11 protein-coding genes are annotated in these 14934 nt (G+C 61.6%); 7 read left to right on the top strand and 4 right to left on the bottom strand.

Features of this window, described 5'->3' with window-relative positions:
• Positions 1-122 precede the first annotated feature (122 nt).
• Positions 123-1088, top strand: coding sequence for an alpha-ketoacid dehydrogenase subunit beta (locus NKF25_RS16750; RefSeq protein ID WP_253227948.1), 966 nt, complete (start codon positions 123-125; stop codon positions 1086-1088).
• Between the two features lie 78 nt (positions 1089-1166).
• The gene (locus NKF25_RS16745) at positions 1167-2627 is read left to right on the top strand and encodes a 2-oxo acid dehydrogenase subunit E2 (RefSeq protein ID WP_253227802.1); all 1461 of its coding nucleotides are present in this window, start codon (positions 1167-1169) and stop codon (positions 2625-2627) included.
• Between the two features lie 1493 nt (positions 2628-4120).
• On the opposite strand, the gene NKF25_RS16740 is transcribed toward NKF25_RS16745, so the two are convergent.
• Positions 4121-6565, bottom strand: coding sequence for a glycoside hydrolase family 2 protein (locus NKF25_RS16740; RefSeq protein WP_253227801.1), 2445 nt, complete (start codon positions 6563-6565; stop codon positions 4121-4123).
• A gap of 132 nt (positions 6566-6697) precedes the next feature.
• On the opposite strand from NKF25_RS16740, the gene NKF25_RS16735 reads away from it, so the two are divergent.
• Positions 6698-7639, top strand: a complete 942-nt coding sequence (locus NKF25_RS16735) for a mannonate dehydratase (protein WP_253227800.1) — start codon at positions 6698-6700, stop codon at positions 7637-7639.
• A 118-nt stretch (positions 7640-7757) separates the two neighbouring features.
• Here NKF25_RS16735 and NKF25_RS16730 read toward each other — a convergent pair whose 3' ends face one another.
• Positions 7758-8516, bottom strand: coding sequence for a sugar phosphate isomerase/epimerase (locus tag NKF25_RS16730; RefSeq protein WP_253227799.1), 759 nt, complete (start codon positions 8514-8516; stop codon positions 7758-7760).
• 66 nt (positions 8517-8582) lie between these two features.
• The gene (locus NKF25_RS16725; RefSeq protein WP_253227798.1) at positions 8583-9098 is read right to left on the bottom strand and encodes a hypothetical protein; all 516 of its coding nucleotides are present in this window, start codon (positions 9096-9098) and stop codon (positions 8583-8585) included.
• On the opposite strand from NKF25_RS16725, the gene NKF25_RS16720 reads away from it, so the two are divergent.
• The 3 genes from NKF25_RS16720 to NKF25_RS16710 all read left to right on the top strand — a co-directional run bounded on the left by NKF25_RS16720 (position 9097) and on the right by NKF25_RS16710 (position 12564).
• Positions 9097-9702, top strand: a complete 606-nt coding sequence (locus NKF25_RS16720) for an SGNH/GDSL hydrolase family protein (RefSeq protein WP_342766338.1) — start codon at positions 9097-9099, stop codon at positions 9700-9702. The genes NKF25_RS16725 and NKF25_RS16720 overlap by 2 nt on opposite strands.
• Before the next feature lie 54 nt (positions 9703-9756).
• Positions 9757-10671: a HEAT repeat domain-containing protein gene (locus tag NKF25_RS16715; protein WP_253227797.1), complete on the top strand. Its 915-nt coding sequence runs from the start codon at positions 9757-9759 to the stop codon at positions 10669-10671.
• A gap of 72 nt (positions 10672-10743) precedes the next feature.
• The gene (locus NKF25_RS16710; RefSeq protein WP_253227796.1) at positions 10744-12564 is read left to right on the top strand and encodes an ABC transporter substrate-binding protein; all 1821 of its coding nucleotides are present in this window, start codon (positions 10744-10746) and stop codon (positions 12562-12564) included.
• A 39-nt stretch (positions 12565-12603) separates the two neighbouring features.
• On the opposite strand, the gene NKF25_RS16705 is transcribed toward NKF25_RS16710, so the two are convergent.
• A complete protein-coding gene (locus NKF25_RS16705; RefSeq protein WP_066148335.1) occupies positions 12604-12843 on the bottom strand; it encodes a hypothetical protein in 240 nt (79 codons plus the stop codon).
• A 222-nt stretch (positions 12844-13065) separates the two neighbouring features.
• Between NKF25_RS16705 and NKF25_RS16700 the strand changes: the two genes are divergently transcribed.
• Entirely contained in the window at positions 13066-14832 is a 1767-nt protein-coding gene (locus tag NKF25_RS16700; RefSeq protein ID WP_253227795.1) for an ABC transporter substrate-binding protein, read from the top strand.
• The last annotated feature ends 102 nt before the right edge of the window (positions 14833-14934 follow it).

Below are 14934 nucleotides of genomic sequence, written 5' to 3'. Positions count from 1 at the left end.
ACCCGTTCACCGATTTCTCCGGCGACGCGTTCGACACCGAGCAGTGGGACGATTACGGTCCCGATTTGGGCGTCGATTTCGAACCGCTGAATTCGGACGACGACGGCGTTGAAACGGAAGATATGAACATCGTGACGGCGGTGAACCGAGCACTCCATCAGGAGATGGAACGGGACGACGACACTCGCGTCCTCGGCTACGATATCGGGATGCTCGGCGGCGTTTTCCGCGCAACCGAGGGACTGCTCGACGAGTTCGGGCCGGACCGCGTGATAGACACGCCGTTGTCGGAAAACGGCATCGTCGGCACCGCGGTTGGGATGGCGATGCGGGACGACCGCCCGGTCCCCGAAATCGAGTTCATGGGCTTCTTCTACCCCGCGTTCGGCCAGTTCATGTACGCCGTCGCCAAGATGTACGAGCGCACCGGCGGCGATATCGAACTCCCGATGACGATCCGCATGCCGTACGGCGGCGGCATCAAGGCGCTCGAATACCATCAGGAATCGACCGAGACGTTCGAGATTCACGCGCCGGGCGTCCGCGTGATCTGTCCGAGCACTCCGTACCAGGCCAAGGGTCTGCTGGCGTCGAGCATTCGCTGTGACGATCCGGTGGTCTTCATGGAGCCGAAACGGATCTATCGCGGGTTCGACGACCCCGTCCCGACCGACGAGTACACGCTCCCGCTTGACGAGGCCCGGATCGTCGAGGAGGGATCGGACGTGACGGTGCTGACGTGGGGCGCGATGGTCCGCCACGCCGAGAGCGCCGCGGAGGAGGTGGACGCCGACGTGGAGGTCATCGACCTCGTGACGCTCTCGCCGCTCGACGTTGAGACGATTCTGGAGTCGGTGAAGAAGACCGGCCGGTGCGTCGTGCTCCACGAAGCGCGCCGGACGCTCGGTCTCGGGGCCGAACTCTCGGCGCTCGTCAACGAGTACGCCCTCGATAGGCTGAAAGCCCCCGTCAAGCGCGCGACGGGGTACGACGTGCACTTCCCGGATAACGACATCGAGGACGACTATCTCCCCGACGCGGAGCGGGCGAAACACGCGATCGAGGCGGTGATGAGTTATGAATTCTGATCTATCGACGACAACGAACCGACAGCACAGTCCGAAACAGTCCCTCCGTTCCGTCGCTGCGAGAGCGAGGTGGTCGCCGTGACCGACTACGAGTTCGAACTCCCGGACCCCGGCGAGGGGTTGACCGAGGCCGAAATCGTGGAGTGGCACGTCGAGGAGGGTGACGACATCGACGAACACGACGTGCTCTGTGAGGTCGAGACTGACAAGGCCGTCACCGACGTTCCGTCGCCGTGTCCCGGCACCATCGCCGAGCGGCAGGTTGACGTCGGCGACGTCGTGCAAGTCGGTGAGGTCTTCGTCGTCATCGAAACCGACTCCCCGCCGAGCGGCGGGGAGGAGGCCGAAGCCGCCGAAGAAGCGCAAGAGGAAGCCGACACCGAGCAAGAAACGGAAGCCGAGGAAGCGGAACCTGAAGAAGAAACGGAGACAGCCGAGCAGGAAGGCGAGACGGAGGAAACCGAGGAGGCTGAAGAAGAAACGGAAGCGGAAGATGCGGGGGAAGAAACGGAGGAGAGCCAAGATGAGGAACTGCAAGCCGAGGAGGAGGCCGACAGCGACGTCGAGGGGGAGGAGTCCCAATCCCCGGCGACGGCCGACGAGCGAGTGTTCGCGGCACCACGAACGCGAGCGTACGCCCGCGAGGAGGGCGTAGACCTCTCGACTATCGACGGGTCCGGGCCGAACGGACGCGTGCTCCGCGAGGACATCGACGCGCGTCTCTCCGGACGCGCCGGTGGGTCGGGCGGCGGCACGGCGGAAGCCGAGGGCCAAGCGGCCTACGCCATCGAACACCCGACGACCGAAATCGAACCGGTGGCGATCGACGAGGACGAGGAGCGCGCCGAGCGGCGCGACCTCTCGGGGCTTCGCGGGCGCATCGCCGAAAACATGACCCGCTCGGCGGCCGTCGTCCCGCAGTTGACCTCCGGGTTCCAGGCCGACGCGACCGAACTCGTGGATCTCAAGGAGCGACTGGACGAGAAACACGACGTTCACATCACGTACACGCCGATCCTGCTCAAGGCGGTCGTCCCGGCGCTCAAGGAGTTCCCGATGGTGAACGCCAGCATCGACGACACGACCGACGAAATCGTGGAGAAGTACTACTACAACGTCGGATTTGCGACCCACACCGACGACGGATTGCTGGTTCCCGTCATCAAGGACATCGACAGCAAATCCATCGTGGAGGTGGCCCGGGAGTTGGAGACGCTCGCCGAGGGGGCCCGCGAGCGCTCCATCGACGCCGCCGACATGCAGGACGGGACGTTCACCGTGACCAACCTCGCGACGTTCGGCGAACACCGAACGTTCGGGACGCCCATCGTCAACTACCCCGAGGTGGCCATCATGGGTATCGGACGGGTCCGAGACGAACCCGTCGCCACCGAGGACGGCGAGGTCGAAGTCCGCCCGCGGATCGACCTCCACCTCTCCTACGATCACCGCCTCGTGGACGGAGCGAAAGCGAACCAGTTCATGGAGTACGTCATCGAAGGCATCGAGGACGAAGACGTCCTCCTGTCGCGACTGTAAGTCAAGAGAGAGAGAGAAGCGGAAACCCCGCCGCTCTTTCGTGCTTTCGAACCGGTTCGAAAGCAATCCATCAGAATATTGCCTATTTCTCAACGGCGGTCCGGTCACACTTTGGATGCAACGTGCTGGGCGGTACTGCTCGCGTGCTAATCTTTCGCGCAGGGGTTTTATGAAACCGCTCGGCCGTCAATCGGAATCGGAACGGACGGAATAACCGGTTCGATCCCTTTCTTTTCTCTGTTGCTGACCACGATGATCCCCCGGAGCGTTTTCCGGTCGCGTTTTTGAACCGGCAAACCCGGTGAGACACACACGGTTTCCGTCGATCGACGAGGTGTTATTATTCTCGTTAATTTCGGTATTCAACGTCCTGAACCAGTTGTGGGCTTCTTCTGCGCTCAAAGTCGCTATACGTGGCCTCTTGTCGGCTCTACGAACCATAAATTTAGATATCACCTCGTGTGCCGTGCGAATGTCTGATAGTAATATCATCTCGTCGTTCTCTTTTCGCCGGGTGTAGTTTCGGTTCCAAGTACCGGACAAAAATGCTTTGGTAGTTGATAATTACCTATATTCATATCGAATCATTCATGTGGTTCTACATATGGTAATCGGTCGCGTTTCCTTGGTGTGGGAACCTCTCACCCAAATGTTTACAAGCATAATAATGTAAAGGCCAGTTCGACCCGATCGTCTTCAACATCGGTGGGCGCACGTGATCGACGGCGGTCCTGACCGGCAGTGGTCGTCCCGACACAACGGTGTACGACCGGTATATTTGACCAGATCAAACGAAATTCGCTTCGATACCGTTCGTCCGCTTTATCAACTGATCTGAGCTGTTACAACCATATTTATGTAATGGCTTTCCGGTTGGCTCTCCTAATCGGCCGAATACACCTGACGCTACCGTTCGTTGTTCCGCTGGCGCTTCGCTTCGTCCCGGATTCCGATCGGTATTGTTTGATCAAATCAAACCAAATCGTGTATTGGCTCCTTTTGGTTGACCATGTCAAACCCCGTTCGTCCACGGGTCCCGTCTCGGAAACGCGTCCCGTTCGCCACTCTTCGAACGAACAAACCCGTCGAAGCGATCTTGGTACGTATCGTCGCCTCTCCAGTTCCCACGCTATACCGCCCTCGAATCGACGGCGCTGGCTGTGCGACCACATATTGTTTGAAATGATCAAACCTCCTGTGAGTACAGCACTTCCTCCGCTTCCATCCCGTGCCCATTCGGAGGTCGTGATTCGTCCCGTGGCCACGATCTCATCCCCAATCCGACATAAAATACGGTGGCTACTGTCGTCCGTCGGCCTCGGACGATGACTTCCCGTGACAACAGGCGCGTGATCCTCCGGAGTAGCGGAGCCGTAACGGGATATCTCGGTACGGATCGCATTGTCGCGGAGCGCCGGGCACCGAGCACCGAGTGCCGAGACGGAGTCGGGACGACCGCTCCGTCACCACGCCACGACTGTCGAAGCCCTAACTCAGTACGTTTCCGCGAGGTGACGGACCGAAATCGATTCCTCAACCGTTTTCCCGTCGGCGGTTCCATCGATTTCGTATCCGACCGTCCGTTCCTCGCCCGGAGCGAGGTGGAAGTAGTTGTCGCCGAACCGCCCGTCGCGGTCGTTCTGCAACTCGACAAAGAGCGCGGCGGCCGACGCGCTGACGGTGAGTTCCCCGTCCGACTCCGACACCGACAGTTCGACCGCCGCTTCCGGCAGCGAGAGTCGTTTGTACGGAACGAGGAAGTGGAACGCGGGGCGGGCCTCGAAGTCGAGCGGCGTCGCCCGAAACAGCACGTCCGAGCGCGGGGCGTCGCCGAGCGCGTCCTCGATATCGATGCGACCGATGCGGACGCTTTCGCTCTCCCCTCCTTCCGCGTCGAACTCCCCCTTGAACAGTCGATTTCCGTCCATCGTGACGGCTTCGACGGCGACCGTTCCGGAGGATGGTTCGGTGCCGTCGGTCGTGAGCCACAGTTCGAGGTCGTCCCCGTCCTCGACCATCGAAAGCAGCGTCGGGGCGTAGAACCGGCGGGCCATATGGTGGAGCGCTTTCCACCCGCCGCCGTACTCGACCGACGACCACGAGGCGCACTGCCAAAGGTCGTTGAGTTGCCAGTAGATTGCCCCCATGCAGTGGGGTTTCAACCGCCGCCAGTGTTCGACCGCGGTTCGGATCGCCATTCCCTGTTGAATCTGACTCAGGTAGACGAAATCGTCGAAGTTCGACGGCATCCGGAAGTGGTCGGCCATCCGTTGCAGGATGCGCTTGTTCCCTCCCTCGTTGCGCTGGTGGTGTTCCATCAGCGGCGCGGTCGGATTGTGTTGATCCTCCGGAACCACGTCGGCCACTGTTTCCACGGACGGGAACGATTGGTAGCCGAACTCGGAGACGAATCGCGGCTCAGTTTCCTGAAACGCCGAGAACGGCTTTCCCTCGTGCCAAACGCCCCAGTAGTGGATGTCGCCCCGGTTCTCGTTTTCCGGGTCGACACGGTCGGGACCGCTGGACGGCGACGCGGACCAGTACGGGCGCGAGGGGTCCTCCTCGGCCACGACGTCCTTCAGCGTCTCGCGGAACAGTCGGTCGTAGTCGGCTTCCAACCGGTCGATGTTCTCGTTGTCCGCGAACCAACTCTCGACGCCGACTTCCAGTTCGTTGTTGCCACACCAGAGCGCGACCGAGGGGTTCGAGGAGAGACGCCGAACCTGATAGCGCGCTTCCGCCTCGACCGACGCCACGAACTCGTCGTCGGCCGGGTACTGCGCACAGGCGAACATGAAATCCTGCCAGACGAGCAGTCCTTTCTCGTCGCACAGTCGGTAGAACTCGTCGCGCTCGTAGTAGCCGCCGCCCCACACGCGAATCGCGTTCATGTTCGCGTCCACGGCGCTCGACAGCAGGTCGTCGTAGACCTCGGTCGTCACGTTTCGGTAGAGGGCGTCCGCCGGAATCCAGTTCGCTCCTCGGGCAAAGATCGGTTCGCCGTTCACTCGGAAATGGAACCCTTCGCCATCGCCGTCCTCGTCCGGTTCGCGGACCAGTTCGATCTCACGGAACCCGATCCGCTCGGTCACCGAGTGGGATTCCGCGCCCTGGACCGTCACGTCGAGGTCGGACAGCGGTTGATCGCCGTGCGTGGACGGCCACCACAAGTCGGGGTCTTCGACGGTCAACGACAACTCGACTTCGCCGTCGGAATCGAGCGATACCTCCCGGGTTTCGACCGCTCCATCGACCGCTGCCGTTACGGTGTACTCGCCAGCCGTCGGGACCGAGAGGCCGACCCGAACGTCGAGTTCGACGTTCTCCGATCCGTGGCGTTGTACCGGCGTCACGTACTCGACTCGTGGCGAGGAATGGGCGACCAATCGGATGTCGCGCCAGATGCCGACCGTCGGGAGACACGGCCCCCAGTCCCACCCGAAGTGACACTGGGCCTTCCGGATGAAGTTCCGGGCGGGTTGGTCCACGGGGTAGCGGAGCGTCGGAACGTCGTACGGGTGCGCCGCCGAGCGTTCGGCGGCGTACTCCACCGGCGAGCGGAATCGAACGCGAATCTCGTTCTCCCCGACCGTTAGGGCGTCGGCGACGTCGAACTCGTACCCCCGGAACATGTTATCGCTCTCGCCGACGACGTCGCCGTTGACGGCGACGGTCGCGACGGTGTCGAGACCGTCACACTGGAGGGTGATCCGTTCGTGGTCGAAGAATTCCTCGTCGAAGGTGACCGTCCGGCGATACTCCCAGTCGGATTCTCCGACCCATTGTACGTCCAGTTCGATATCCCGTTCGTACGGGTCGTCGATCAGACCCGCGTTCAGTAGATCGCCGTATATTCCGCCGGGAACGGTTGCCTTGTGCCAGTTTTCGCTACCGTGGCGTCGAAACTCCCAGCTCCCACTAAGGGTGGCTGTCTGCATACTGGCTACTGAATTTCGATGCGACGATATAATTCTTCCCCTCCCCGCGGTTATCAAACCCCCGCCAATCGATACTATTTCGGTCCCGGCCGCGAGTGTTTGAACCGGTGACTTCCTATCAAACCCGCACTCGTGCTTCCACCCGAACCCTGTGAACGGTGGAAACAGGCCGCACAGATCGGCATCGAACACGTCGTGGTCCACACGCTCGAACTCGGCGACGGGAGCCGTCCCTACGAGTTCGATGAACTCCTGCGGATGAAGACCCGTTTCGAGGACCACGGCCTCGAAATCGCCGCGTTCGAGGGCGGGGTCCCGCTCACGGACGCGACGCGTTTGGCGACCGACGGACGCGACGAGGAAATCGCCCGGTTCAAAACCCTCTTGCGCAACCTCGGAACGCTCGACATCCCGGTCGTCTGCTACGACTGGATGGCCGGACTGCGATGGGCGCGGACGTCGACGACCGTCCCTGCTCGTGGCGACTCGCGCACCTCCGCCTACGACGACGAACTGATGCGGCGCGGTCCACGCCCCGCCGCGGCGGACACGACGGCCGAGGAACTCTGGACGAACCTCGAATCGTTCCTCGCCGAAGTCGTCCCCGTCGCCGAGGAGGCGGGGGTGAAACTGGGACTGCATCCCGACGACCCGCCGATCGACGACGTTCGAGGGATGCCGCGCATCATCAACTCCCCGGACGCCTACGAGCGCGTGCTCGACTGCTACGAGAGCGAGTACAACGGTATCACGTTCTGCCAGGGGAACTTCGCCGCGATGAGCGTCGATGTCCCGGCGACCATCCGCCGCTTCGGCGACCGCATCAACTTCGTGCACTTCCGCGACGTGGAACAGACCGAAAACGGCTTCGTGGAAACGTGGCACGACGACGGTCCGACTGACATGCTCGCCGCGATGGAAGCCTACGCGGACGTCGGCTTCGACGGCCCGATTCGTCCGGATCACGTACCGACGATGGCGGGCGAACCCAACGAAAACCCCGGCTACGAGATGAACGGCCGCCTCTTCGCCGTCGGCTACATGAAAGGACTACTGGAGAGCGCCGAGCGCTGACCGCTGACTATGACCGCGGACTGTGACCGCGGACTGTGACCGCGGACCGCGGACTTCGTGATCCACGCGGAATCGTTTTCATCGCTCGTTGCGGTCGGCCTTCGAAAAAAGTGAATGGTTACTGCTCGGCGGCGGTTCGGATGTTGTTCCCGGCCTCACGAAGAGCGTCGAGCACGCGGTCGTCGGGCAGTTCGTACTCGATCACTAGCGGCGCGTCCACGTCCGCGTGTTCGTCGAGGAGGCCGAGAACAGTCGGGAGGTCGAGCGTTCCGGCACCGGGTAGGTCCTCGATCTCGTCGTCGCTGGTGTCCTTCAGGTGGACGGCGACGATCCGGTCGTCGAAGGCCGAAATCACCTCGTCCGGCGACTCGTCCATCACGAGGAAGTGGCCGGTGTCGATGCAGACGCCGAGTCGGGGGTGGTCGTATCGGTCCAGCACCGATCGAACGTCATCGATGTCCGAGAACACCGTCGAGAGGTCGTCGTGGTGGACGGTCGAGTAGTTGTGGATGCCGACGTCGAGGTCGAACTCCTCGGCGAGTTCGACGAGTTCCTCGGTCACGTCGTCCCGAGCAGGCGGGTAGTTGACGGTGACGTACCCCGCGCCGAGGTCCTCGGCGAACTCGAAGTGCTCACGCGCCTCGCCGGTGTCTTCGAGGTCCACGACGCCGTAGCCACAAATCTCCACGGAGGAATCCTCGATGCGTTCCTTCCCCGCCGCGATGGTCGCGTCGTCGTTTTCGGGCGAGAGGTGGTGGCCCCACAGTTCGAGGGAGTCGATATCCGTGTCTTCGAGCGTGTCGAGGAGGTCCGCGAGCGACCGGGATTTGAACACGACGCTTTGGACGCCGACGCTGTCGGGTGATCTGCTGGACATACTATTCCCCACGATGAGCGGGAGGAAAAACCCTCCGGCGAACGCCACCCGTTTCTCACACACTTATCATCCGCTTCCACCAAGGTGGTACCAATTCACATGCACTCCGATACGTATCCGAGCGTCTCGTTGCACAACGTCGCCGAAACGGTCCCCGCCGACTGGGTGGACGGGAGAGCGGGAACCGACGGAACCACCGGAACCGACGGAACCACCGGAACCGCCGAAAGCGCCGGAACCGGTGACCAGCTGTGTCGCGTCCCGGCATCCGTCGGGGAGAACCTGAACGTCGATGCCCGCGAACGGCTCCGCCACCCGACCGGCTGTGAGGTTCGGTTCGTGCCCGAGCGCGACGACGCCGTCGTCGCCGTGACGCTCTCGGCGGCCGAAACGACCGTTTTTCGGCCGTTCTGGGGCGAGTTTCAGCCGTCCGAACCGCTCGAACTCGGCCCGACGCCGACGACGTTCGAGTTCGTCATCCCGGAGCGGATTCCCCTTCTCGACGACGCGACGACCCGGGCCGGAGCGTTCTCCCCCCCGCGTCTGTCGGCTTCGGTTCGAGGCGTGGGCACCGGTCGCCATCCACGGCGTTACGGGCGACTGCCGACCGCCGACCGCCGACGAACTCCCCGCCCGCCGCTATCTCGCCTACGGAACCTCCATCACGGAGGGTGCATCGGCTTCGGCGACGCATCTGACCTACGTCGCTCGCGTCGCCCGAGGACTCGGACTCGACGCGCTGAACCTGGGCTGTTCGGGGTCGGCGTTCTGCGAATCCGCGATGGCCGAGCATCTCGCCGGACGCGACGACTGGGACATAGCGACCCTCGCTCTCTCGGTGAACATGGCGAACCGAGGGTTCACGCTCGCACAGTTCTGCGAACGCGCGGGCACGCTCGTGAATGCGGTCGCCGACGTACATCCGAACCGCCCGGTCGCCTGCGTGACGCTGTTTCCGTACCACGCGGACGTGATTCGCGGCGACGACGCGGAGCGCGCGACGGCGTTCCGCTCGGCACTACGAACCATCGTCGCCGACTCGTCGCACGACGATTTGCACGTCATCGCGGGCGAGGACCTGATGGAACCGACGGCGTTGACGGCCGACATCCTCCACCCCGGCGACGCCGGGATGGAAGCCATCGGACGGGGAATCGCGCGCCGTCTGGACGAACTGCTCGACTGAGCGGAGTCGAGCGACCGTCACGTATTTTACCCGAGGTTCGTTGTATTCGGTCGAATGACGGGCGATCACGACCAACTGATGGAACTCGACCCGGAAACGGTCTCGGCCGACGACGTGGAAATCGACACCCTTCGGGAGGGACTCCGAAGCGAGGAGAACCTCGTGCGGACCCACACGGCGCAAATCGTTTCGGCACTCGCCGCGGACGACCTCGAAACCGTCGAACCGCTGATTCCGACGCTCGTGGCAGTTCTCGACGACGATCGAATCGTCGTGCTCAGGGAGTCGCTGTTGATCCTCGCCGCCGTCGCGGACGACACCCCCTCGGCTGTTCAGGACGCGATTTCCGACCTCCTCTCCCTGCTGACCCACGAAACGCCGCTGATCCCGGCGCTGGCGGCGGACGTCGTTCGCGTGTTGGCGATCGACCACGCCGAATGGTTCGTCCCGTACGCCGACGAACTCGTGGCGGTGATGGCGACAGAGCCGACGGATCCGGTCGAGGATGCCACTGCCGCCCCTAACACGCAGGCACGGGAACACCTCGCCAGCGTTTCGAGGGAGGAGATGGAACGACAGACCACCGCGCGAACCGTCGTGGCGAACGTCGTCTACGAGGTGGCGAGCATCGACGCCGAAGCCGTCCTTCCGCACGCATCACGGTTGTGTTCGCTCGTCCGCGACGGTTCCGGGGCGGTGCTGTCGGCGAGCGTCGGCGCGATCAGTTTCATCAGCGAGGAGCACCCGGACGCCGTGGCCGACGCGGTCGCGCCGCTGTGTGATCGACTGACGACGCCGGATAGAGCCGTGCAAGTTCACGCCGTCTCCGCGCTCGGTCACATCGGTGACCCGTCGGCCGTCGATCCGCTTCGGGAGTTCGCCGACTGTGACGCGCCGCTCGACGAGGAGATTCGGTCCATCGCTCACGCGACGGTAGACTGGTTGATCGACGAGTCATCGGCGGAATGAATTTCCGAGAGGGGTTTCGGCCAGTGCCGTGCGAATATTTATCTACTTTCCCTATTTTGAAGCGAATGCGCTATGAGAGACGAATCCACGAGGTACGGTAACGTAGTTAGCCGTCGGCGCGTTCTCACGATGGCGGGAACCGTCGGCGTCGCTTCCCTCGCCGGGTGTAACGGCAACTCGGACGGCGACGGAAACGGGTCTGGCGATGGAAACGGCGGCGGAAACGGCGACGGGATTTACGACGTCCAACTCGTCAGTCGCATCAATCAGGTGCCGACGAACGTCCAATGGAACCCGTCCAATCCATCGAGCGTCGCACAGTGGTCCCAATACCTCCTGTTCGACCGCTTCGCACAGTACAACCACGGAGAAGGGAAGTTCATCCCGTACGCGGTCACGGACTGGTCGTTCGGGGACAAATCGTTCACGATGAAACTTCGGGACGGCTTGACGTGGGCGGACGGTGACGACGTGACCACCGACGACATCGCCACCCAACTGAAACTCGGAATGCACACCGGAACCGGTTACAGCGACTACACGAAGTCCATCGAGGCGAAGGACGATTCGACCGTCGTCATGCACTTTTCGCAACCGGTCAATCGGACGATCGTCAAGATTCACGTCCTCGCCAACAACCTCGTCCAGCAGAAAAAGAGCGTCTTCGGGAAGTATCTGGACGAAATCGAGAAGAACGAGAAGAACGGTCTGCGGAAGCTTCAGAACTTCGCGTGGAAAGAGCCGATCGCGAGCGGACCGTTCGCGTTCAAGAGCACCAGTCCACAGCAGTTGGTCACGGAACGCCGTGACGACCACCCAGATTCCGACGAGATCAACTTCGAGAAGTACGTCTTCCGGTACATCGGCGGCGGCAACGAGGCCGTCCACCAGCAGATGACGTCGAACCAGATAGACGCGTGTGCCGTATTCGCGCCCAAACGCATCGTCGAACAGTTGCCGGATAGCTGGCAACAGGTGGAGTTCTCGTCCGGCGTCGGTTATGGACTCGTGCCGCAGTTCGATCACAAGCACGCGGGCGACCGGGCGGTCCGACAGGCAATCGCGTACGTCCTCGACCGCGACGCCATCGTGAAGAACGCTGGACCCGCCTCGAAGAAGCCAGCGGAACTCTCCGCCGGACTCGCGTCCGACACGCTGGACAAGTGGTTGGGCGACGCGCAGAGCGACTTCACGGATTACGGGAAATCCGAGTCGAAAACGGGGAAAGCAACGAAGGTCCTGAAGGACGCGGGCTACGAGAAACGGGGTGGTACGTGGCACGACAGCGACGGCGACGTCGTCAACCTCCCCGTACAAGTCCCGTCGGAGTGGTCGGACTGGGTGACGGCGACCCAGACCGTCGTGGATCAACTCAAGAGCTTCGGGTTCAAATCGAACGTGGACGGACGGAGTTTCGGCAATCTCCAAGGCCAGGTGTGGCCGAACGGCAACTTCGTCCTCGCCTCCGGCGGTTGGCTTCCGGGCGGCGTACAGGCGACGTTCCCGTATTTCTCGCTGCGCCAGATGTTGTTGGAGAACTACCGCGGGTTCACCTACAACTATCCGGCGGCGAACCCCGACCGTGGCGGGAAGCGCGGTACGGTGACGGTGCCGAAGCGGGACGGGTCGGGCGAGTTGACGGTCAATCCCTCGGAGCGCCTGAAGGAGATGTCACACGCGACCTCGGATTCGAAGGTCAAAACGATCGCAACCGAGCAGGCGTGGGTGACGAATCAGGACCTCCCGATACTCCCCGTCGCGGAGAAACAGACCCAAGTGTTCCTCACCGACGACCAGTGGGACGTTCCGAAGGAGGGAGCGACCGTCTCCAAGGTACGGTGGACGCACACGTGGCTTCCGCGTCGTGGAAAGATGAACTACAAAGGGAAGTGAAAACGAGGAGCAGTGAAAAGCGCCCCCGAAATCGAAACCTCACTGCCGATTCTGGATGTGGCGTTTGGTGCTGTACCAGTGCATGACGAGGGTGACGGCACCGAGGGCGAGGACGAGGATGATATCCAGGAGGAGCATCGTGGCCGACGCCGCCTCCGACTGTCCGAACACGAGGGCGACTCCCGAGAGCACGAGCAGGAACAGCAGGAAAAAGAGAACCAACTGTAGATATCTTCGTGCGCCGTACACGAGTTCCCAGAACCGATCGTAGCTGTTCATACCACCGTATTGCCCCTTCGGGGCAAGAAAGTTTGCAAACAGTTCCGATGGGAAGCAAATGAGGTCGTCGTGCTGTTTCAGTTCGGCTCTCCGCAATGAAAAGAGAATAATGGTTGATGGTGTGGAAACATTTATCTATAATCACTGTGCTGGTTTTATTGGACCATGAGAGACCGCTCTATGAGCTATAGTGACGTATGTAGCCGTCGGCACGTTCTTACGGTGGCAGGAACGGCCGGTGCGGCCGCATTGGCAGGTTGCAGTGGTAACGGGTCGAACGACGGTGATAACGGCGACGGGAGTGGAGGGGGCGACGGTGACGGAAGCAACATCCACGACGTCCAGCACATCAGTCGCGTAAATCAGGTGCCGACGAACATCCAGTGGAACCCGTCGAACCCGTCGAGTTACGCACAGGCATCACAGAATCTCCTGTTCGACCGCTTCGCACAGTACAACCTCGGGAAGAACGAATTCGTCCCGTACGCGATCTCCGACTGGTCGTTCGGCGACAAATCGTTCACGATGAAACTCCGAAAGGGCCTGACGTGGGCGGACGGTGACAAGGTGACTGCAGACGATATCGTCACCCAGCTAAAACTCGGGATGAAGACCGGTTCGGGATACAGCGACTACACGAAGTCCATCGAGGCGAAGGACGACTCGACCATCGTCATGCATTTCTCGCAACCGGTCAATCAGACCATCGTCAAGTTCCAAGTGCTCAGCAACAACTTCGTTCAGCAGAAAAAGAGCGTCTTCGGGAAGTATCTGGACGAAATCGAGAAGAACGAGAAACAGGGACTACACAAACTCCAGAACTTCGCGTGGCGAGACCCCGTCGCAAGTGGACCGTTCGCGTTCGACAGCACCAGTCAACAGCAGGTGGTGACGAAGCGCCGTGACGACCACCCCGATTCGGACAAGATCAATTTCAAGACGTACTCGTACCTGTACATGGACGGGAACCAGTCGGTGTACAACGCGATGATATCCAACCGGATCGATTCGGTCGCGACCGCGTTCACGCCACCGCACATCCTCCAACAGTTGCCGAAAAGCTGGCAACAGATAAAGTTCCCATCGGGCGTTGGCTACGGGTTGGTGCCGCAGTTCGATCACAAGCACGCCGGTGACCGGGCGGTTCGGCAGGCAATCGCGTACGTCCTCGACCGCGACGCCATCGTGAAGAACGCTGGACCCGCCTCGAAGAAGCCAGCGGAACTCTCCGCCGGTATCGCTTCGACCGCGGTCGACAAGTGGATCGGCGACGCGCGGAGCGACTTTACGGATTACGGGAAGGCCGAATCGAAGACCGACAAGGCCGCCAAAGTGCTGAAGGACGCGGGCTACGAGAAACAGGGAGGAAAATGGCACGACAGCGACGGAGACATCGTCAACCTTCCCGTTCAGGTGCCGTCCGGTTGGTCGGACTGGGTGACGGCGACCCAGACCATCGTCGATCAGCTCAAGAGCTTCGGGTTCAAATCGAGCATGGACGGCCGGAGTTTCGGCAACCTCCAGGGCCAAGTGTGGCCGAATGGCAACTTCGTCCTCGCGTCCGGCAGTTGGCTCCCCGGTGGTGGACAAGCGACGTTCCCGTACTTCTCGTTGCGCCAGATGATGCTGGAGAACTACCGCGGGTTCACGTACAACTACCCACCGGCGAATCAGGACCGCGGTGGAAAACACGGGACAGTCACGGTGCCGAAACGGAGCGGATCTGGCGAGTTGACGGTCAATCCCTCGGAACGCCTGAAGGCGATGTCACACGCGACGTCCGACTCGAAGGTCAAAACGATCGCCGTCGAACAGGCGTGGGTGACGAACCAGGACCTTCCGATGCTCCCTATCGCGGAGAAACAGACCCAGTCGTTCCTCACCGGGGACGTGTGGGATATCCCCGAAGAGGGCTCGGATGCGTCCAAAGTCCGATGGCCCGAGAGCTGGCTCCCACGGATGGGTAAGATGAACTATTCGGGCAAGTAACACACTGGTACATACTATTATAATACTAGGAAACATACTACACCGAAAATATGGTCAACTATTATTTGAAACGGACGGGACGAGCGATCTTCACGCTGTGGC

The organism is Haladaptatus sp. AB643 (assembly GCF_024136975.1).
Classification (GTDB): Archaea; Halobacteriota; Halobacteria; order Halobacteriales; family Haladaptataceae; genus Haladaptatus.
Note: the sequence above shows the minus strand (reverse complement) of the source record. Positions and strands in the feature narration are given on the sequence as shown.

What these genes read in the sequence shown, in the direction of transcription:
- NKF25_RS16750 (WP_253227948.1), top strand. Translation starts at nt 123, where the DNA reads ATGAACATCGTGACGGCGGTGAACCGAGCACTCCATCAGGAGATGGAA.
- NKF25_RS16740 (WP_253227801.1), bottom strand. Translation starts at nt 6,565, where the DNA reads ATGCAGACAGCCACCCTTAGTGGGAGCTGGGAGTTTCGACGCCACGGT.
- NKF25_RS16730 (WP_253227799.1), bottom strand. Translation starts at nt 8,516, where the DNA reads ATGTCCAGCAGATCACCCGACAGCGTCGGCGTCCAAAGCGTCGTGTTC.
- NKF25_RS16725 (WP_253227798.1), bottom strand. Translation starts at nt 9,098, where the DNA reads ATGGCGACCGGTGCCCACGCCTCGAACCGAAGCCGACAGACGCGGGGG.
- NKF25_RS16715 (WP_253227797.1), top strand. Translation starts at nt 9,757, where the DNA reads ATGACGGGCGATCACGACCAACTGATGGAACTCGACCCGGAAACGGTC.
- NKF25_RS16710 (WP_253227796.1), top strand. Translation starts at nt 10,744, where the DNA reads ATGAGAGACGAATCCACGAGGTACGGTAACGTAGTTAGCCGTCGGCGC.
- NKF25_RS16705 (WP_066148335.1), bottom strand. Translation starts at nt 12,843, where the DNA reads ATGAACAGCTACGATCGGTTCTGGGAACTCGTGTACGGCGCACGAAGA.